Annotated in this window: 17 protein-coding genes; 8 read left to right on the top strand and 9 right to left on the bottom strand. The window is 46.7% G+C overall.

The genetic code is table 11. The features are described 5' to 3' along the window. Nucleotides 1-39: 39 nt before the first annotated feature. The 3 genes from ACMXYR_RS16415 to ACMXYR_RS16405 form a co-directional block, all read right to left on the bottom strand. Nucleotides 40-1,419, bottom strand: a complete 1,380-nt coding sequence (locus ACMXYR_RS16415) for a CmpA/NrtA family ABC transporter substrate-binding protein (RefSeq protein ID WP_415886314.1) — start codon at nt 1,417-1,419, stop codon at nt 40-42. Between the two features lie 464 nt (nt 1,420-1,883). Then, on the bottom strand, nt 1,884-2,909 hold the full coding sequence (locus tag ACMXYR_RS16410) for a CmpA/NrtA family ABC transporter substrate-binding protein (RefSeq protein WP_415902386.1): 1,026 nt from the start codon (nt 2,907-2,909) through the stop codon (nt 1,884-1,886). 17 nt (nt 2,910-2,926) lie between these two features. Then, a complete protein-coding gene (locus tag ACMXYR_RS16405; RefSeq protein WP_415882905.1) occupies nt 2,927-3,532 on the bottom strand; it encodes an ANTAR domain-containing response regulator in 606 nt (201 codons plus the stop codon). Between the two features lie 229 nt (nt 3,533-3,761). Here ACMXYR_RS16405 and ACMXYR_RS16400 point away from each other — a divergent pair, with 229 nt between their 5' ends. Beyond that, on the top strand, nt 3,762-6,392 hold the full coding sequence (locus tag ACMXYR_RS16400; protein ID WP_415902385.1) for a molybdopterin-dependent oxidoreductase: 2,631 nt from the start codon (nt 3,762-3,764) through the stop codon (nt 6,390-6,392). Between the two features lie 239 nt (nt 6,393-6,631). Further along, nucleotides 6,632-8,833 (top strand): putative bifunctional diguanylate cyclase/phosphodiesterase, encoded by a 2,202-nt coding sequence (locus ACMXYR_RS16395; protein ID WP_415902384.1) that lies wholly within the window; start codon nt 6,632-6,634, stop codon nt 8,831-8,833. Nucleotides 8,834-8,883: 50 nt separating this feature from the next. Here ACMXYR_RS16395 and ACMXYR_RS16390 read toward each other — a convergent pair whose 3' ends face one another. Beyond that, nucleotides 8,884-9,681, bottom strand: a complete 798-nt coding sequence (locus ACMXYR_RS16390; protein WP_415902383.1) for an FAD-binding oxidoreductase — start codon at nt 9,679-9,681, stop codon at nt 8,884-8,886. A 429-nt stretch (nt 9,682-10,110) separates the two neighbouring features. Between ACMXYR_RS16390 and ACMXYR_RS16385 the strand changes: the two genes are divergently transcribed. The 3 genes from ACMXYR_RS16385 to ACMXYR_RS16375 all read left to right on the top strand — a co-directional run bounded on the left by ACMXYR_RS16385 (nt 10,111) and on the right by ACMXYR_RS16375 (nt 13,081). Next, nucleotides 10,111-11,085 (top strand): DUF1852 domain-containing protein, encoded by a 975-nt coding sequence (locus ACMXYR_RS16385; RefSeq protein WP_415902382.1) that lies wholly within the window; start codon nt 10,111-10,113, stop codon nt 11,083-11,085. A gap of 26 nt (nt 11,086-11,111) precedes the next feature. Beyond that, complete coding sequence (locus tag ACMXYR_RS16380) at nt 11,112-12,140, top strand: methionine synthase (RefSeq protein WP_415902381.1); 1,029 nt, start codon at nt 11,112-11,114, stop codon at nt 12,138-12,140. Between the two features lie 110 nt (nt 12,141-12,250). After that, a complete protein-coding gene (locus ACMXYR_RS16375) occupies nt 12,251-13,081 on the top strand; it encodes a sulfite exporter TauE/SafE family protein (protein WP_415902380.1) in 831 nt (276 codons plus the stop codon). A gap of 149 nt (nt 13,082-13,230) precedes the next feature. On the opposite strand, the gene ACMXYR_RS16370 is transcribed toward ACMXYR_RS16375, so the two are convergent. From ACMXYR_RS16370 to ACMXYR_RS16360, 3 genes are all read right to left on the bottom strand, one after another. Then, nucleotides 13,231-13,425, bottom strand: a complete 195-nt coding sequence (locus ACMXYR_RS16370) for a hypothetical protein (RefSeq protein ID WP_415902379.1) — start codon at nt 13,423-13,425, stop codon at nt 13,231-13,233. A 249-nt stretch (nt 13,426-13,674) separates the two neighbouring features. After that, complete coding sequence (locus ACMXYR_RS16365) at nt 13,675-15,846, bottom strand: TonB-dependent receptor plug domain-containing protein (RefSeq protein ID WP_415902378.1); 2,172 nt, start codon at nt 15,844-15,846, stop codon at nt 13,675-13,677. A gap of 19 nt (nt 15,847-15,865) precedes the next feature. Further along, entirely contained in the window at nt 15,866-16,462 is a 597-nt protein-coding gene (locus ACMXYR_RS16360; protein ID WP_415902377.1) for a chorismate--pyruvate lyase family protein, read from the bottom strand. 49 nt (nt 16,463-16,511) lie between these two features. On the opposite strand from ACMXYR_RS16360, the gene ACMXYR_RS16355 reads away from it, so the two are divergent. Next, nucleotides 16,512-17,099: a DUF1415 domain-containing protein gene (locus tag ACMXYR_RS16355; protein WP_415902376.1), complete on the top strand. Its 588-nt coding sequence runs from the start codon at nt 16,512-16,514 to the stop codon at nt 17,097-17,099. On the opposite strand, the gene ACMXYR_RS16350 is transcribed toward ACMXYR_RS16355, so the two are convergent. Next, nucleotides 17,096-17,995 (bottom strand): LysR family transcriptional regulator, encoded by a 900-nt coding sequence (locus tag ACMXYR_RS16350; protein ID WP_415902375.1) that lies wholly within the window; start codon nt 17,993-17,995, stop codon nt 17,096-17,098. The two genes, ACMXYR_RS16355 and ACMXYR_RS16350, sit on opposite strands and share 4 nt — an antisense overlap. Before the next feature lie 114 nt (nt 17,996-18,109). On the opposite strand from ACMXYR_RS16350, the gene ACMXYR_RS16345 reads away from it, so the two are divergent. Together ACMXYR_RS16345 and ACMXYR_RS16340 are read left to right on the top strand one after the other, a co-directional pair. Continuing rightward, nucleotides 18,110-18,652, top strand: a complete 543-nt coding sequence (locus ACMXYR_RS16345; RefSeq protein ID WP_415902374.1) for a pyridoxamine 5'-phosphate oxidase family protein — start codon at nt 18,110-18,112, stop codon at nt 18,650-18,652. Nucleotides 18,653-18,669: 17 nt separating this feature from the next. After that, nucleotides 18,670-19,266, top strand: coding sequence for a glutathione S-transferase family protein (locus ACMXYR_RS16340; protein ID WP_415902373.1), 597 nt, complete (start codon nt 18,670-18,672; stop codon nt 19,264-19,266). On the opposite strand, the gene ACMXYR_RS16335 is transcribed toward ACMXYR_RS16340, so the two are convergent. Then, nucleotides 19,241-20,758, bottom strand: coding sequence for a diguanylate cyclase (locus ACMXYR_RS16335; RefSeq protein ID WP_415902372.1), 1,518 nt, complete (start codon nt 20,756-20,758; stop codon nt 19,241-19,243). The two genes, ACMXYR_RS16340 and ACMXYR_RS16335, sit on opposite strands and share 26 nt — an antisense overlap. Nucleotides 20,759-20,762 lie beyond the last annotated feature (4 nt).

Raw genomic sequence — 20,762 nt, 5'->3', positions numbered from 1 at the left:
CCCAATACCTAGGGGGAGGAATATGCTGAACCAGTCAGATTAGATTTTCTGTTCTGGTTTCAGACCAATGTTGAACTTCTTCAGGTAATCGTTTGGCTTCTTACCGTCGTAAGTGATGTTGTCGATAAAGTGAGTCTGCGGAGCACGGAAACCATCTTCAGTGTTGAAGTCTGGGAACATGTCCGGCGTCATCTTACCTTCTTCGATCAACTCTTTAGCTGCTGTAGCGTAGATATCAGGACGGTAAACTTTCTTCGCGATATCCATGAACCACTGGTCAGACTTAGGTTCAGAGATCTGACCCCAACGACGCATCTGAGTTAGGTACCAGATCGCATCGGAGTAGTACGGGTAAGTCGCGTTGTAACGGAAGAATACGTTGAAGTCTGGCACTTCACGCTTATCGCCTTTTTCGTACTCAAATGTACCTGTCATTGAGTTAGCAATAACGTCGTAGTCCGCACCTACATAGTTAGGCTGAGACAAGATTTTTACTGCTTCTGGGCGGTTCGCATTGTTGTTATCGTCCAACCATTTCGCTGCACGGATCATCGCTTTAACAACACGAAGGTGAGTATTCGGGTTTTCATCCGCCCATGCTTTAGATACACCAAATACTTTCTCTGGGTTGTTTTTCCAAATCTCGTAGTCAGTGACTACAGGTACACCAATACCTTTAAATACAGCCTGCTGGTTCCATGGCTCACCTACGCAGTAACCGTAGATCGTGCCTGCTTCCATTGTTGCTGGCATCTGTGGTGGCGGTGTTACAGATAGTAGGGCATCGGCATCGATCGTACCGGATGTATCACCGTTATGCGGTGCGTAGTAACCTGGGTGGATACCACCCGCCGCTAGCCAGTAACGTAGCTCATAGTTGTGGGTAGATACTGGGAATACCATACCCATGTTAAATGGCTTACCTTCGTCTTTATATTTCTCAACAACAGGTTTTAGCGCATCGGCTTTGATCGGGTGAACTGGTTTGCCATCAGCTTGTTTAGGCACATACTCTTTCATCTGATCCCAAATATCGTTAGATACAGTGATCGCGTTACCGTTAAGGTCCATAGAGAATGCAGTGATGATGTGAGACTGCGTACCGAAACCGATAGTGGCACCTAGCGGTTGACCTGCAAGCATGTGTGCGCCATCAAGCTGACCGTCAATGACACGGTCGAGAAGAACTTTCCAGTTTGCTTGCGCTTCTAGCGTTACGTATAGGCCTTCATCTTCAAAGAAGCCTTTTTCGTATGCAACCGCTAGAGGAGCCATATCTGTCAGTTTGATAAAACCAAACTTCAGATCTTCTTTTTCAGGCTCACCAATTGCTGCCCATGCAGGGACGGTAATTAATGATGCAGCTAAAACTGCACCGCTGATAACTTTACTTAGTAGAGCCTTTTTCTTCTTAAGCATGGATCGTTCTCCCAATCTTAAAAACAAAAAGGCGCCGAACATGATCACATCACTGTGATCAGCCGAGGCGCCTTTGCCTAGTTTCAAATTTTGTGACCTTCTGGGTCATGTTTAACTTTTAGAGTGCACCGCCATTGGTGCACTCATTTGTTATCTAATAGAGCAGATGCTGTGCCAGAGTTTTTTAAATCCAGTAAAAACAATGAGTTATGTTTATGCTGTGTGCTTATGTAAGTTTTGGTTGTGATTTGTTGCGGTGCACAATGGGGCTTTTGGTCATTAAGTTGGTGCAAAAGTGCGAGAGCAAAAATGGGGCAAGTGAAGTTTGTTTTGGGGCGAAAGGTTTAAAAAGGGGCTTTAAATGGAACAAAGGTTATCAATAGAAGGGCGTGTTTTAGGCTCGGAGCTTTTTAGAGAAAAAAGCTCAGTTCTTATGAACTGAGCCCGTGCTTTTCAATTTAGATTTAAGCGCCTATCCAGTCGTGATATAGATCTTTGCGATAGACATTGTGAACGATCTCATCTTGATCAAATAGCTGCTCGCCGATCTGGCCACACTTACGCATCTGATCGATTAGGAAAAGCCCATGATCAGGATCTGGGCAGTTCACATTCTCACCAGAGAAATGCTGCTCCATCGAATAGGGTGGAGTGAACTTAGATAGTTGCTCTGCTGCTTGATCTAAATAAGGTGGCAGTGCGAGTAGTTTTAATATCTCAGCCTGATTGTTTGGATCTTCTGCCCATAGGCAGGCTTCGTGGAGTGCTTTAATTAAAGCGCGGTGGGTATTTGGGTGTTGATCAGCCCACTGTTGCGTGACGCCCAGCACTTTCTCCATATGGGAGCCCCAAATCTTATGGCCGGTACTTACAAGGCCACCAATCTGTTGCACTAAAGCTAAGCTATTCCAAGGTTCACCTACGCAGTAACCATCAATCAAACCGGTGGAAAGGTTATCTAGCATTTTGGTCGGTGGTACCGCGACCAGCTGCACATCCTCTTCGGTATTGATGTTGTTCTGGTTTAACCAGAAGCGTAGTTGGTAGTGATGGTTTGAGTAGGGGTAAACGGTTGCGATAACCGGTTTGCGTCCGCTGTGTTGGATCAGCTTTTTAAACTGTTGGCCGACCTGCTCACTGTCATCCCAATCAGAGATCTTATTGGACAGTGCCATATAAAGTTCTTGCGATAGGGTGATCGCCGTACCGTTCTGGCTTAGGGACAACGCCGTCATCATCGGTGTCGGGTTACCGTTTAAGCCCAATGTTGCAGCCAGCGGCATCGGTGCCAGCATGTGGGCTGCATCAAATAATCCAAAACTTACTTTGTCGCGAATAGAGGCCCAAGAGGACTCTTTACTCAGGATGACATTCAAACCATGTTTCTTAAAAAAGCCTTTCTCGCGCGCAACAACCAAAGGGGTACAATCGAGCAGTGCCACAAAACCTAGTTTCAGGTCAGTTTTTTCTAGTGTCAGTGCATCTGACATATCAGCTCCTATCTCTTTTACTTACTCAGGCCGTTCGCCAGTTGTAAAACTTCAATCACATTTCGTGCCACATCGGGAATTTTCTGGCCTCGGTCCATCGCAAGCTTGCGCAGGGTTTGATATGCCTGTTCTTCATCGCAGCCTTGATGCTTCATCAGCATGCCTTTAGCTTTCTCTATGGTTTTGCGCTCTGCCAGTTGGTTTCTGGTTTTCTCCAACTCTTCACGTAATAAACTGTGAGCATCGAAATGAGCAATCGCCGTATCCATAATCGCTTTTACGCGGTCTGGTTGAAGGCCGTCGGCTATATAAGCGCTGACACCGGCGTTGATTGCTTCGGCCATCGTCCTGCGGTCGTTCTGTTGTTCCGCAAAGAAGACGATCGGGCGTGGATTGTTCTGGCTCATCGTCGCCATACTTTCCAACGTGTCACGGTTGGGTGAATCCATATCTATAATGACTATGTCGGGGTGGTTCTCCTCGACATGCTTATTTAGATCAGTGGTGTTAGGTAGATGACAGACAACATGGTGCCCCAGCGTATTTAACGCCTTCTCAAGCGCATTCACACGAATGGGCTCGTCATCGATCAACAGCACGTTTAAACAGTTTACTTTACTCATTAATCCAGTTCCGGAATTGGATAGCCTGTCATAAAGCAATATTTGTTCCATGGTTATTCGGGCGCTTTATGGCACGCGCTTTGCTGTACTAGGAGCAATACATTTTGATGCGCAACGGTGCGTGCTTACTCTGTCTTCAGTTTAGGGTATGCAGGTGCCTGCATTCCAAAAAACTGACCAGTAAGCCAAATATTTACGTTGCTCTTGGATAGTTTTATTGGAGGTAAAGATGCAAACGACAACGACCTGTCCTTACTGCGGCGTGGGCTGCGGTGTAAAGGCCGAAATTGCTGACGATTGCGTAGTTGCAGTAAAGGGTAACGAAGAACACCCCGCTAATTTTGGCCGATTATGCGTAAAAGGCTCCTCTTTAAACGAGGTACTAGGGGCTGAAGGGCGCTTACTAAACCCAGTCGTCGATGGCGAAATTGTTGAGTGGGACAGTGCTCTTGAAACAGTCGCGGAAGGTTTCAAACGCACCGTAATGGAGCACGGGCCCGATTCTGTGGCCTTTTATCTCTCCGGCCAGCTCCTTACCGAAGATTACTATATTGCCAACAAACTGATGAAAGGCTTTGTCGGCACGGCCAATGTCGATACCAACTCGCGCCTTTGTATGTCATCAGCCGTAGCAGGTTATAAGCGCGCTTTTGGTGCCGATGCTGTTCCTTGCTGCTATGAAGATCTAGAGCTAGCCGAGCTGATCATCATCACCGGTTCAAATGCTGCGTGGAACCATCCAATTCTGTTCCAACGCATGAAAGCGGCAAAAGCTAAGAATCCTAATCTGAAAATTGTAGTGGTAGACCCACGTCGCACCGCGACTTGTGATATCGCCGATCTGCATATTCAGCTCAAAGCCGAAACCGACAGCTCTCTGTTTACCGGTTTGCTTTCTTACTTAGCGTGCCACGATCATCTTGATTACGAATATATTGCTAACTTCACTGAAGGTTATGCTGATGCCTGTGCTAATGCCGAGCTTACTTTCCCTGATGTTGATAGCGTGGCTAAAGCTTGTGATCTGCCTATCATGCAATTGCGCACCTTCTTTGAGTGGTACGCCAAAACTGAAAAAGTTGTGACTTTCTACTCGCAAGGGGTGAACCAGTCCGCCAGCGGAACCGATAACTCCAATGCCATTATTAACTGTCACCTTGCGACGGGTCGTCTAGGTAAGGAGGGTGCAGGACCGTTCTCTATCACTGGGCAGCCAAACGCAATGGGCGGTCGCGAAGTAGGTGGCTTAGCGAACCAGCTTGCCGCGCATATGGAGCTCAATTCGCCAGAGGCGGTCGACCGTGTAGGACGTTTCTGGGGCAGCGATAATGTTGCGACCAGCGCCGGTTATAAAGCGGTGGATCTGTTCGAAGCGATTGAACAGGGCAAAGTAAAAGCGATCTGGATTATGGGTACCAACCCTGCGGTAAGTCTGCCCAATGCTGATCAAGTGGTTCGCAGCCTGAAACAATGTCCGTTGGTGGTGGTATCTGACTGTATGGCGCATACAGATACGGTTGCCCTTGCCAATGTATGTTTACCGGCGACGGGTTGGAGTGAGAAAAACGGTACTGTAACTAACTCTGAGCGTCGTATCTCCCGTCAGCGCAGCTTACTGCCGCCATCAGGCGATGCTAAACCGGATTGGTGGATTATCAGCGAAGTGGCAAAACGTATGGGCTATGAGCAGGCCTTCACCTACGACCACCCATACGAGATCTTTAAAGAACATGCAGAGTTATCGGGTTTTGAAAACAACGGCAGCCGCGCCTTTGATATCAGCCAACTGCAAGATCTGGATCTGAAAAGCTACGATGCCCTGAAACCACAACAGTGGCCGGTAACCGATGCCGCGCCTTATGGCACCGCGCGTCTATTTGCTGACGGTAAGTTCTTTACGCCATCGGGTAAGGCACAGTTTATAACGGTCGATCCACACGACCCGCTACAGCAGCCTTGTGACGAAATGCCTTTTGTTATGAATACCGGCCGTATTCGTGACCAGTGGCACACAATGACCCATACAGGGCGTACCAGCCGTCTTTTTCAACACCGCGAAGAACCCTTTGTTGAGCTCAACAGAGAGGACGCGGAAAAACTGAATATCAAAGAATCTGAGCTCGTTAAACTTAAAAACATACAGGCGGAATATATAGGCCGTGCCCGTATCGTCGATACCGATCAGCGCCGTGGTGAGATCTTTGTGCCTATGCACTGGAACAAACAGTTCAGTGCCAAGGCGCGCATGGGTGCGCTGGTTCAACCGGCGGTCGATCCTTTCTCGGGTCAGCCAGAAGGTAAACATGCGGTGGTAAATGTCGAGCCATATAACCCCGCTTGGGAAGGTTGGTTAATTACCCGCAAACCCCTCGATGATGCACTGCCTGTTGAGTACTGGTCTCGCGTGCCCAAAGAGAGTGCATCGCTCTACTATCTGGCAGACAGCAACAAAATCGAAGATATGCGTAGCTGGTGTCAGGAACAGTTTGGTGAAATCGATATCTGGTTGGAAGATGCTAACCAAAATAGCTTCCGCGCTGCGGGTCTAAATGGCGAGCAGCTTGAGTGGGCCTTCTTCCGTATGCCTTATGGCCAGATCCCATCGACCTTGTGGTTGGAGCAACTATTTGCCGAAACCGAAGTGAATATGGATCAACGCCGCTTCCTACTCAGCGTAACCGGCTGCGAACTGGAAGATCCGGGCGAGATCATCTGTAGCTGTTACCAAGTAGGTAGCCACGCCATCGAAGATGCGATCCAACAGGGATGTAACTCACTCGATGCACTAGGCAACAAGCTTAAGTGCGGTACGAACTGTGGCTCCTGTATTCCTGAACTGAATGGGATGTTGGGGAAGTAGTGGGGTAAACAACGGATTTATTGAGCGAAAGCAGCCTTTAGGCTGCTTTTTTTGTGTCAGAACGTCGCTTAGCCTAGAGTAAGAATTTGCTTTCTTTCTTCAACCAGCCAGAAGCGAGCATTAATTCGTCGGTTATTTTATAAAAGGCTATCCTTGATATAGCAAAGCCATCAATCAGGACGAATGGGGCAATTTAAAGTACTCAGGGACAAACTCAGTTAAGTGAGAATATCCGAAGTATGAGTTTAAAACTTGATCAATCTATTGATGCAGCGTTGAAGCTGGTAAATGAGCATAGTGGTCATCAGTATTTTGATGTCTTGGTCACCAGTCTCGCCCAATTGATTGATGCTGATTATGTTCTGATTGGTGAGCTGGACCTTGTGTCCCACCAAGCAAATACTGTCTCCTTATGGTGCGAAGGACAGTTAGGTGACAAACTCTCTTATGATTTAGAGGGGACACCTTGCGATAAAGTTTACAGTGGCGGCATATGTGTTTATCCCCGTGAAATTGCAACTCTTTTCCCTGGCGACAAAATGCTGGATGACTTTGGTTTGGAAGGTTATGTCGGCAAAAGTCTGAAAAGTGCTGAGGGACAACCTATAGGTTTATTGGTTGCGATGTTTAAGCAAAAGGATCAGGCCAGTGATGATATTCTGGGCATTTTTGATCTTTTCGCCATTCGGGCTTCTGCTGAATTGGAACGTAGCCTCTGGGAGCGGGAACTGCAGAAGCAAATCTCTCTTTTGCAAAAGAAAAATCAGCAGTTAGATCTTTCTCATCGAGTGTTTGAGCATACCAATGAGGGACTTCTGGTCTCTGACGAAAACAACAATATTCTTGAAGTAAACACTGCTTTTGAAAGGGCGTGTGGTTACAGTCGGGAAGAGCTGATCGGTAATAACCCAAGTATGTTAAGTTCAGGGCTACAACCGAAATCTTTCTACAATGGGATGTGGCAGGATCTCTACACAAAAGGCATATGGCAGGGTGAGTTGTGGAATCGGCGCAAAAATGGTGAAACTTATCCGGTCTGGAGTTCAATTACTCTGGTTAAAAATGATCAGGGTGGAATATCCAACTTTATCTCCAGTTTTAGGGATATCAGTTCTGAGAAAGAGTTACAGGAGCAGCTTTATCACCAGGCTACCCATGACTACTTGACTGGGTTGAGTAATAGCTTTGAATTCCACGATCATGCCAATAAAGCGATCGCAGTGGCTAAAAGGGCGAGCCAGCATATTGCCCTGATTCGTATGAATATTGATAACCTGAATATGGTGAACTCTTCATACGGGCATATCGTTGGAGATATGGTTGTTAAGACCATTGGTGAGAAACTCAAAGGCCAGACCCGTGACAGTGATCTACTGGCCCGCCTCGGCGGTGATGACTTCGCATTGCTGGCGGGTTACGACAGCTTCCATCGTCTGGAAAAACAAATTAAACGTACTTTACAGTTATTTACGGAGAATATTCACACTGAATTAGGTGATATCTCACCTTCCTGCTCTGTGGGTATTAGTATCTTGGGTGAAGACGCCGAAGATCTTGAGTCTCTAATGCGTAATGCCCACAAAGCACTACGTTTTGCGAAACAGCATTACCGTGGTGGTTATAGTTTTTATAGTCAGGAGTTTGAAGAGCAGGCCCGTCGCCACGACAGGGTAGAAAATAGACTCTATAAAGCGATCTCTGAAGGGATGATTGAGCCGTATTTCCAGCCGATCATTAATCTGAAAGATATGTCAGTTCATCACTGTGAAGCATTGGCTCGCTGGACTGATGAGCAGTTAGGTCAGGTTTCCCCAGCCGAATTTATTCCAATAGCAGAATCAACTGGGCTTATACAGAAGTTAGGTGAATTGATATTCAACCGCTCTGTTCAGATTTTTGCTCAGTTAAATTCTGAATTGAGTCGCGAGCAAAAGAACCCTGTAGGCGTCACGGTTAATCGTTCGCCGGGTGAGTTCAACTTCAGTAAAGGAGAGCGGGCTTCGACCGGAGATATCGTAACCAAACACGATTTGAGCCCTGATTTGGTCTGTATCGAAATAACCGAAAGCCTGATGATTGAGTCACCTGGTGAGGCACTGGAGCAGCTTAATCACATCAAGAATCAGGGGTTCTCATTGGCGCTTGATGATTTTGGCACTGGTTTTTCATCTTTGGGTTATCTGAAGCATTACCCTTTTGATTATCTGAAGATCGACCAGTCTTTTGTTAGAGATATGAAAGAGCAGGGTGAGGATTATATTCTGGTTAAAACCATTATTCAGATGGCTAAAAACCTTGGTTTAAAAACTATAGCTGAAGGTGTTGAAACAGAAGAACAGTGCCAGCTACTTAAAGATCTCGGCTGCGATTACGGCCAGGGTTACCTATTCAGTAAGCCTCTCCCACAGGAAGAACTGTTCCAGTTTGTCAGAAATGCTTAAGCAGTGTAATAGCAAAGCTATTACACTTTTTCCTCTACTTAATCAGCGCTTCAAATAGCAGCCTTCTGACCCCTTGGCGCAAACTCAAACACGTCTGAATAGCAGTTCTCTTCCTTAAGTCCTTTCGACTCCAGCTGATCGATAGTGCCGTAAACCATATTGGGGGAGCCGCAGAGATATGTTTGCGTACTCTCCAGTGCTTCGTCATCTTTGCTGACCACTTCGTAGATAAAGCCAGTACGGCCGTTCCAGTTGGCGTTTGGCGATTCGAGAATCGGTGTGAAACTCAGGTTCGCATTTTGATCCGCCCAAGCTTGGAACTGCTCTAGCAGATAGAACTCTTCGATCCGTTTGTTCGACCAGTAAATATTCACCTCAGCATCGGGTTTACGTCTTAGTATCTCTTCGGTGATGCTTTTAATTTTCGATATGCCAGAGCTTGCAGCGATTAATAGGTGAGGCTGAGTAAGGTCAGTCTGTAAAAAGGCTTTACCCATTGCTAGCGTTACATTCAGGGATGTTTGGTTTTCTAAATGTTGAGATAGGCAGTTCAAAACCTTATCTGCAAACTCACTACCGTTTTGGATAAACAGTTGTAGGCGGCGAGGGTTTTCTGAATCTGGGCTGCTGGCAATTGTGTAGGAGAGCGTTTGTAGCTGACCATCGCCATTAACATCTAAATCGAGCTGCAGATACTGTCCTGCATGATAGTTAAGCTTTGTACCTGCTGGCGATTGCAGCTCAATATCAAAGGTTCCTGTATCAATAGAGCCGGTACTCAAAGGAGCCAACTTAACAACCTGACAAGGGTAAGAAACGATTGGGTAGGATGCGGAAACGTTACTCATAAACAAACCTAAATATTCTGTTTTCGTGACTGATTGCAAATCAGCTTAATGAGCTTATTGCATGAGTAGAAATGGTTATTTTTCACTGATCAAATAGTTTCCCTCATGCATTGTCTATTCGTTGCGCTTGCCTAGCACTAGATCCCGAGCATCACCGATGACGATGCAGCCTTCGCAAATTGGGCGTTCATCCAGCCAAAATATATCTCGCAGTGCTTCTTCCAAACGTTGCCTAAATCAATTCATGAGCAAAGATCATCAAACCATAAAATTTAATCAATTTTTTTCATAAAGCTGTCCCTGTAAAAAGTGCACATAACGCTCACCAGAAGTACGACTGCTCCTAATATCAGCCCTTGGTTATTTAAGGCAGGTGAACAGTCCAGAGAGCGAAGCAAAGTCAGACTTAATTTCTACGGAATACAGATTATGAGCAACGGTTTCGAATACAGCATTGAGCGCATTAGTTTCGACGAAAACTATGAGCCATCAGGCAATACTCGCCTAACAACTAACTTTGCCAACTTAGCGCGTGGCGAACAGCGTAAAGAAAATTTGAGCCGTGCGATCAAGATGATTGATAACAGCTTTAATACGCTGGCGACTTGGGATAACCCTAACAATGATCGTTACTCGGTAGAGCTTGAGATCATCCATGTAGATATTGATGTGCAAGGTAATGGCGATAACTTCCCAACGATTGAGATCCTAAAAACGTACATCCTTGATCACAAAACTGAGCGCCGTATCGAAGGCATTGTTGGCAACAACTTCTCCTCTTACGTGCGTGATTATGATTTCAGTGTGTTGCTGTTGAATCACAATAAAGATGCAGAACAATTCAGCGTTCCGGATAACTACGGTGAGCTGCATGGCAACATGTTTAAAGACTTCGTGAACTCAGAGGCTTACAAGCAGAACTTCAACAAACTGCCTGTGATCTGCCTGAGTGTGTCGGATAACAAAACATATTATAAGACGGCGAATACCCACCCGGTATTAGGTACGGAGTACGAGCCAAACGAGCCGTCATTGACCGAACAGTACTTCAAAAAGATGGGCATGGAAGTGCGTTACTTCATGCCGCCAAACAGCGTGGCACCTTATGCGTTCTATTTCTACGGGGATCTACTCAACGATTACACCAACCTTGAGTTGATTAGCACTCTTAGCACGATGGAGACGTTCCAAAAGATCTATCGCCCAGAGATCTATAACGCCAATGCCTTTGCCGGTGAAGTGTTTAAACCAAGTTTGAAGCACCAAGATTTCTCACTAACACAAGTCGTGTATGACCGAGAAGAGCGCAGCCGTTTAGCGGTTGAACAGGGCAAATGGGCGGAAGAGCACTTTATTAAGCCCTATGGGGATCTTCTTGAAAAATGGTCTGCTAACTACGCGTAAGCCAAGATTATAGAGTTGTATAAATTATGAAAAACTTACTACCTACTTCAACTGCTGGAAGTTTACCTAAACCCTCTTGGCTAGCAGAACCGGAGAAACTTTGGTCAGATTGGAAACTTGAAGGTGAAGAACTCCTATTCGGCAAACAGGATGCACTGCGTGTGACCCTGCAAGAGCAAGAAAACGCCGGTATTGATATCGTTAGCGATGGCGAGCAAACACGTCAGCATTTTGTGACAACCTTTATCGAGAACCTGAGCGGTGTTGATTTTGAAAAGCGCAAAACCGTTCGAATTCGTAACCGCTATGATGCCAGCGTACCGACTGTTGTTGGTCCAGTGAGCCGTCAAAAGCCTGTGTTTGTGGAAGACGCTAAGTTTCTGCGTACGCAAACAGATCAGCCGATTAAATGGGCGCTACCAGGGCCAATGACTATGGTTGATACCTTGTATGATGATCACTACAAGAGCCGTAAAGATCTAGCCTGGGAGTTTGCCAAAGCGCTCAACGAAGAAGCGAAAGAGCTGGAAGCCGCTGGTGTGGACATTATCCAGTTTGATGAGCCGGCATTTAACGTCTTCTTTGAAGAAGTTAATGAATGGGGCATCGCCTGCCTAGAGCTTGCGATCGAAGGGCTTAAATGCGAAACAGCCGTGCATATCTGCTACGGCTACGGCATTAAAGCCAACACCGATTGGAAAAAGACCCTTGGCTCGGAATGGCGTCAATATGAAGCGACGTTCCCGTCTCTGCAGAAATCCAATATCGATATCATCTCTTTGGAGTGCCACAACGGCCGTGTACCGCTTGAAGTACTTGAGCTGATTCGTGGTAAGAAAGTGATGGTGGGTGCGATTGATGTCGCGACAGAGACCATCGAGACGCCGGAAGAGGTCGCCGAAACACTACGCGGTGCGCTCAAGTATGTCGATGCCGACAAACTTTACCCTTGCACCAACTGCGGTATGGCACCCCTGTCACGCGAGATTGCACGCGGCAAGTTGAATGCCCTGCGCGCGGGTGCAGAACTGGTTAGAAAAGAGCTGGCAGCTTAAGACTGTCTCACCAAAGCAGCTCGACACTCTTTTAAAAACAGGGGCCTTTTGGCCCCATCTCTTTATGGCTATAAACCTCAGGTTAGAGCCACTGTATAGAAAGTCCCTCAATGAATATCACTGAATTCTTTATCAACAATATCCCTACCTTTTTAGCGCTACTGGCAACCGGTGCATTCGCCGGCATCCTAGCAGGCTTGCTCGGTGTCGGAGGTGGTATCGTAATCGTACCGGTACTGTTTTTCCTCTTTCAGAGTTTTGGCGTATCACCAGAATCTGCCATGGTCGTGGCGACTGCAACCTCGTTGGCGACGATTATTCCCACCTCTATCAGCTCGATTCGCTCCCACCACAACAAAGGCAATGTCGACTTTGATCTGCTAAAACGTTGGGCCGTCTTTATCTTTGTCGGTGTGTTGTTTGGCAGTTGGCTGGTAACGCTGGTTGATGGTACATGGTTAACTTCGTTATTTGGCGTGATCGCGACGCTATCTGCGCTGAACATGCTATTTAGAACCGGTAAATCTGCATTATTTCAACAACTACCGGGCAAAGCAGGGCAAACGGCGATGGGGGCATCCATTGGCCTTTTCAGCTCGATGGTAGGTATCGGCGGTGGAACAATATCGGTGCCACTACTGACTCTATATAACTATCCTGCGCATAAGGCGGTGGGTACGGCTGCTGCCATTGGTCTAATCATAGCCCTACCGGGTGCCGTAACTATGTTGCTGCTAGGTAGCACACCAGCCGATGCCCCTGCGGGCACATTTGGCTTAGTAAACTTAATTGGCTTTCTTTGCATCGTGCCACTGACTGTTCTGTTCGCTCCTATCGGGGTATCCATCGCATCGAAATTGGATGCAGGCAAACTGAAGAAAGTGTTCGCGGTGGTGTTGTTAATTACCGGCTTGCGAATGTTGTTACAGTTGCTGCTTTAGGATGGGTAGGCAAGGACGCCATTATGCAGCCAGAGGAAAAACAAAGTCACTGTGCTAGAGGACGGGTTCACCTAGAGGAGACATGATGGTAAGAAGTTGGAAACCCTTGCCGTCTAAATTCGAAAATAGCGGTTTGTTAGGTTTTATCATCATGAAACAGTTTTTACTTTAATCTGCTTCTCTTCAGAAGTTGCGTTAAAGTGTTCCAAAATTGATTGCAAACATGGCGTACATAGTGGACCAACTTTGCCTAGATCACTCCAATTTTTTTCACTAACCCCTAATTGAATTTCAACGGCACTCTTTAAGCACTTCCCACAGGCAGTGTATTTATTATCAAACATGGCACGATACTTCTTAATTCACACATTTTGAGTATAGAAATAGAATTAGATTTTGACTGACCTATCAGTCTGTATTGTGATGCAAATCAAAAGGGAAGGTTATTTTCTAATAAAGGAGTTAAGAATTTATACTCATAATGTCTGAGTTGTGTCGAAAATAGTCGAGTAGTTATTCAACTCTAAACATTTTTGTACTTAAGCTTGGAGAGGACGAGCACTGAATGGTTGATTAGCCAGCGTAATACTTACCTAGAACTGGTAGGTCAGTTCTCCTAATACGCTGCGGCCTTCGATTGGGTAATCGTTGGGGATGATTGAAGACGCAGGGGTGGTGGCATCCTTATCCAGTACATTTTTGATGATCAGGGCTGTACTGAGTCCAGCAAGCTTATGTTCTTTAGAGAGTTTTAGGTTCGCCCATGAATAGCCGCTGTGTTTTTTGCGCGTGTCGTTTGGAGCCCTGTTACTCGAACCAATCCAATGGTTATTCAGGTGTAGCTTCCAATGATTGGGTAAACGGTAATCTACGGCTAGATAGCCCGTGTGGTTTGGAACATCGGCAACACTACCACCTGTAATCGAGTTTTTGGTGTTTAGGTAGTTGTATTGGGTTTTCAGTGTTAACGCATGACTGATATCCCAAGTTCCCTCTATCTCTATGCCGTAACCTTTTTGTTCCATTGAGTTCTGGAATTGATATACAGCACCGTTAAATTGGTTGGTAATCAAATCATCGGCTTGGTAGTAAAAGAGTGTGTTTTGTAGATGCAGCGTTGCTTTGGGTTTGATGTCAGCAACCAGTTCCAGTGTTTCTATTTTTTCGGGTTTAAGCGATGGCGAGCCTAGTCCACCGGGGTTGTTCTTTAAATAGAGTTCGCTGAATGATGGCGCTCGGAAGGCCCTGCCATAGAGTAATTTGCCGGTAAATTTTTGGTTCGGCTCCCAAACCAAGCCCATTCTCGGATTAAAGACTCGGCCAAAATCGGAATAATGATCTACACGCCCACCGACGGTGAGGGTCCAGTTTTTATTTAGTGTCCATTGGTCTTGCACAGCTAAAAACACATTATGACGTTCACTATCTTCTGAATAGACATACGGCTGATCGCTCACGTCCGTTAAGTTGCCATCAACAACCGTTTCCGTGCCGTCTAATACACCGGGGCCAAAGTTTTTTCTTTCTTCACTGCGGAAATTACTAAATTGCCCCCCGACCTGAAATCTCCAAATATGATCGGGTGAACCCACATATTTTAAAACTAAATCAGCGTAGGATTTATGCATTTTTCCAGAAGGGATACCAATGACTCCATCAGTAAAACGGACTAAGTTGCCACCCGGAGTATATGGGTTTCCATCGCTACCAATCGGAATAAGGCTGTTTGCTGGAAACAGGGTTAAGGTACTTTCGCCCTCTAGATAGTGGAAGGAATAGTTGTTCTCAAGGGAATATTGAGAGTTGATAATGCCTAGATATTGCAGATGAGACATGAGGGATAGGGTGTCTTCATAACCCGAACTGTCGAGGGCTCGGGCACCACCTTGGCCATTACCAGCCTTATGGTTATGCCAAAGCCAGTTATTCCAGCTCCAGTCACCTCTATCGATATTTAACATCGCATTGGTGACCGAGTAATTTCTATTAAGCTGGCCGGGCGCTAATGATGCGTTTGAGCCGAAAGTGATGTCATTAAGCGACTGGAAGTCTTGAGAAATAATTCTGGAATCATCACCGTCACTTTGTTGATGTTCGAGTGAGAAGAAATACCCTTTGCCAAAGCCATCAAAGTCGCTGTGCTGTACGGTGAAATCACGACTGCCAAAGCTACCAGCTCTGGCTTGAAACATAGGTTCAGCAAAATTTTGCGAGCGTTTTGGCACGATATTGATGACACCTGAGTAGGCATTCGCACCATATAACGCAGAGCTAGCGCCTTTGATCACTTCAATGCGTTCTATTGCGTTGAGGGGTAATCGAAATGCTGTAGGCAGGCCACCACTGAACGGGTTTTTAAACTCTACCCCATTAAAGAGAACCAGCACTTGAGTGGAAAAACCATTTTGAATGCCGCGAATACTGTAGACCGGGTCCAATCTACTTAGATCTGAGCGCTGGACATGTAACCCTGCAACCGTTTCCAATACTTCATCGAGATGCGTTGCGCCCATAGCTTCGATTTCTGAAGCGGTGATGACGCTAACTGTACCTGGTGATTTTCGGATCGCTTCTAGGTGGCCTGAAGCAATCGTAGAAAAGTAGTCACCTTCATGGGGATAATTACGTACATCAAAGTCACGTTCATCGAAGCTGCGTTCTTCTAAGAGGGGATAGGGGTCAGCAGCGATGCTCTTTGCGCTAAAAATTAAGAATAAAACGAGTAAATATAAAGGCTGTTTTATCAATAAATTAAGTAAATGCATCTGGCTATTTCCCGCATTATCACTCGCCTAACAGCTCAGGCAAAAATGCTTCAGAAACCAATAATGGTTTATTGGAAAGGAAAAACACAGAGCGGCGTGCCCAGATCTCGGTTTTATCTTTTAGTTGCAGACGACTGATCTCGATAGGATCGCGGCGCATAGTTGGATCGGTAAATAGCAGGCTCCCCAAAGAACGGTTACCTAACATACGCAGCTGGCGCTGGCGGCCGGTTAGGGTTTGAGCAGGGATAATCGAACGCGCAAACACCCAAGGTACGTCGTTACCGATCAGCTGAACCTCTCGGACAAGTGCACACTGGCGCTGATCTATGCCAAGGGCATTGGCCTCTGAGCGGGTTGGACGCATCCAGCCTTGTCTTACCACCTCAACACGGAAATTCCCTTGACTGCGTTTGACCAAGCGCTGGGTTAGCGAGCCGCTATCCAGCAACCAGCTCTGCCATTCGTGAGGCACCACCGTTTTGAGTGGTCGACGTAGTTTCAACCAACGGGTATCAAAACTTTGTGTGGTAAGAGCAGACTTGATAGGCACTGGGGTACTTAGCTTCCTAATGATGAGTGGCGCTATATTAGCAGAAAGGGAGGTCTGCATCATAGGCACCAAAAGGGAGCATTGACGGAGCAGCTGGGGTAAAATGGCGGCTATGACGACTGATAAATTCTCTTTTCCAGCAACACAGGCAGAACAGTTAACTCAACAATGGGTTGAGGCAATTGTGGTTGGCCTAAATCTATGTCCCTTTGCGGCACCTGAAGTGCGCAATCAGAGTATTCGTTACGCGGTGTCTCATGCCAGTGTGATGACCGATGCAGCGCAGGATTTCCTAGCGGAGCTGGCTAAAATTCAGGACTCGCCTGAAGAAGAGTTATCCACAACCTTGGTGGCGTTTACCGAGACGGCGGTGGATTTTGAGTCGTTTCTTGATCTGTTAGATCTTTGTCAAACTATGCTTGAGCGTGCAGGCCTTGCTGGTGTCTTCCAATTGGCGAGTTTTCACCCTGATTACTGTTTCTCTGGGGTTGAAGCGGATGATATTACTAATTGGACCAACCGTGCGCCGTTCCCAACCATTCACATTATTCGTGAAGGGCAGATGAGTCGTGTGCTGGTGCACTATAAAAACCCAGATGAGATTCCTGAACGCAATATGGCGTTGATGGAAACTATGGGACGCGATGGCTTAATCGAGCGCTTTCCACCTCTTGCCCAATACTGGCCTGCAAAGTCCTAATCGCTCTCTAAGCGTTGCTGCAATCGTGGTCGGGCCCACTCAATAAAGGCGCGGCTTCTGGAAGATAGGCGGCGTGAGTGTGGATAGACCAGATTGACTGGTATCGACGGGCTTTCAAACTGCTCGAGTACCGGGGTCAATTGCCCCGTTCTGATATGCGGATTCACCTGATAACTTAAGAACTGACCGAAACCGCGACCCTCTCGACAAGCATCCACGGCGGTTTCTACATGGTTGGTTTTGAAACTACCCTGGACATTGATTCTGTATTGCTGGTTACCCTCAGTAAATCCCCAAGTGGCGTGAGATCTAAGCGCAGTGAGGTGAATACAGTCGAGCTGCTCTAATTCATCTGGGTGATTCGGTACCCCGTATTCTGCAATATGATCTGGACTCGCGCAGACTTTGTATTTGACCTCGCCGACCTGTTTTGCGATCAGGGTAGAGTCAGGAAGGGGACCGATACGCAGGGCGATATCCATCCCTTCCTCGATCAGGTCCACCACACGATCCAAAAGCATCAGTTCCACCTCCATCTCTGGGTAGGTATCTAAAAACTCATTAATCACAGGGCTGAGATGTAGGCGGCCAAAGGTTTGTGGCGCAGTGATCCGAATCACCCCTTTAGGGATCGTTTGCTGCTGGCTGAGGGCATTTTCTGCATCTTCCACCTCCAATAATATCTGGCGGCAGCGCTGACAGTAGTCATCGCCTTCCTCGGTTAGGCTGAGACTGCGCGTGGTGCGATAGAGCAACTGAGCACCGAGCTCTTTCTCCAGTGCCGCCAGCGTTCGGACCACCGAAGATTGGGACATGGATAACTTTTCTGCTGCTGCACTTAGGCTGCCGCAGTCGACGATTTTGACAAAAACCGCCATCGCTTTGAGTTTATTCATTCCTGCAGATTAATGCATAAAGTGCATTATTGAAATCTAGTTTATTCTATTTATTGCGTTATCTGTTTTCCCACATAATGAATGACATGATCAATGTTTAAGCAAGGTGTTCTCATGGCCCATCGTTTTAGCGACATAACCTTTACCGAGTCTGTACTGGCGATGCAGCAGCGTTTCGGCAGTTATGAAAAGTCAGCTGTGGTACGCCAGCGAATGCCTGATTTTGATCGTTTCACCGAGCGTGAAACCGACTTTATCCAAGCGCGGGACAGCTTTTATATGGCGTCAGTGGGCGAAGATAGCTGGCCTTATATTCAACACCGCGGTGGTGAGGTTGGCTTTCTAAAGGTGTTGGATGAAGAAACCTTAGCTTTTGGCAACTTCAGCGGAAATGGTCAGTATCAGAGCCTAGGCCATTTCTCCAAAAACGATAAAGTAGCGCTATTTTTGATGGATTATCCCCATCGTCGGCGTTTAAAAATCTTAGGCCGAGCCAAACTGTTCTCGGTTGAAGAACATGTAAAACTCTATGCAGATCAGATGGAAAGTTCAGTCAAAGCGGAATCGTTTATTCATATTAAACTGGAAGCTTTTGACTGGAATTGTTCCAAGCATATTACCCCTAGGTTCACGGAAACTGAGTGGACACAGGATTAAATTTAAGGAGCATAAGAATGAAACTGTATGATTTGGAACCTTCAGGTAACTGTTACAAAGCGCGACTGTTTGCCTCCCTAACTAATATCCCGCTAGAGCTAGTTCCCGTGGATTTCTTGGCGGGTATGCATAAGCAGTCACCGGTGATCGACTTGAATCCGTGGGGCGAGGTACCGGTGCTAGAGGATGGTGACACTGTATTGCGTGATTCCCATGCGATCTTGGTGTATCTAGCGCAGAAGTACGCAACACCAGAGTGGTATGGCAACTCCCCAGAGGAGCAAGCTGAGATTCAGCAGTGGTTATCGACCTCGGCCAATGAAGTGCAAAATGGTCCCGGTGCAGCACGCTTAGTTGATAAATTCGGTTTTGACCTGAATAAAGAGGCGACGCTGGTGGTTGCTGACAAAATTCTTGGACTGTTAGAGTCTCATCTGGCTAATAACGAATGGTTAGCGCTGGACCGTCCAACCATCGCCGATTGTGCGGTTATGCCTTATGTGGCGTTGGCGTGGGAAGGTGGAATTAAGTTGGAAGATTATCCACAGATCGTTAAGTGGATCGAACGGATTAAAGCGTTACCAGGCTTTATTCCGATGTCTGGCTTAGAGTAACTCGGTTTCGGCCATTCTCTTTGGATTGATATAGTGCTTGGTCGGCCTGCTCGATCAACTCATGTGGTGAGCCTCCTTTAGAAGGATTAATCGAGGCTACGCCCGCACTGATGGTAGCGCTATCGCCGGTGCTGGAAAACTTATGTTCGATCTTAAGCTCGGCAATAGCAGTTCGGATTCTTTCAGCAATTAGCTGTGCACCTTCGCTTTCTGTTTCAGGCAGAATCACGGCAAACTCTTCACCGCCATATCTACAGACCATATCCTGCGCTCGTTGAATGGAAGCTTTTATGGTTTGCGCGATGGTACGTAAGCAACCGTCACCAGCCAGGTGGCCATAACCATCGTTGAACAGTTTGAAATGGTCGATGTCGATCATGATAAGAGAAAGGTTGCGCTTAGAGCGCTGTGCACGTCGCCATTCTGTTTCTATGTTGCGTTCAAACTCGCGGCGGTTATTTACTTGAGTTAGGCCATCTAAACGTGCTGAGCGTGCAAGTTGATCCTGAGACTGTTTCAGTTGCATCAGAATCTTAATACGAGACTGAATGACTGCAGGTGAACGGTTGAGCGCTAGAAAATCTGCGGCACCGGCTTGATAAGCATCTAGTTCAAGCTGGTCATCAACCTGTTGACTAAGGAAGGCAATCGGCAACGGGAACTCATCTTTGCTTTTGGTCACCTCTTGGCAAAGAGCTAACATATCCGACCACTGATTCTCTGTGCCTAAGAGTAAGAGATCAGGCGCATCCTCCTGCAGTAAGTTTTTCAACTCAGTCAGATTTGCGGGGAGTAGGATGTTGTAATCGTTACGCAAGATAGCGATCACCGGCCAAACGATCTCGATACTGTGATCACAATAGATTGCGATGGTTTGCTGCTCTGCGCGTGGGCAGCTTTCCCTATGTTGATCCTGAGAGTCGATCTCTTTGCCTTTGAAGAAGGCTTTAAGGTCTTCAGGGCTAGGCAAACCGAGCGAAATACGGCCATCATCAGCGCAGATCACTGGGATGCGAAGGTTAAAATCACCTTGTTCCCAAGCGGTTTGCCACTCGATCAGTTTGTTTTCCTGTGACTCTTCGATATCCAGTTCAGTTGGTAAACCTGCTTCGATTAAGCAGTCATAGATAACCGAAACATCGGCAATATCTTTACCTTCGACCCAAAGAGCGCGGTAGAGCAGGCGGCGCAGATGGATCGACTTTTCTATATCGTGCTCGGACACTTCGATCACACAAAGGCTGGCAAAGTGACTGTCACTTCGAGCCTTAGGTAGCGCGACTTCGATATTAGGTACACGGCTGCGAACCACAAACACTTCGCTGGCAAGTTCAGCCTGACTTTCCGCTGTTTTATTGAAAATAGCGATATCAGGTGCGTGCTCAACTAAGCGCCAATCAACTTGCTGCAAAAGACCAAACTGATGCAACTGCTCATGCAAGGCGTAGCAGAAGGGGCAGTTAAGGTCGGCGTATACAGTGTACTGCAGCATGGGA

The organism is Neptuniibacter sp. QD29_5 (assembly GCF_047778125.1).
Taxonomy (GTDB): Bacteria; Pseudomonadota; Gammaproteobacteria; order Pseudomonadales; family Balneatricaceae; genus Neptuniibacter.
This window is presented reverse-complemented; position numbering and strand designations above follow the sequence as displayed.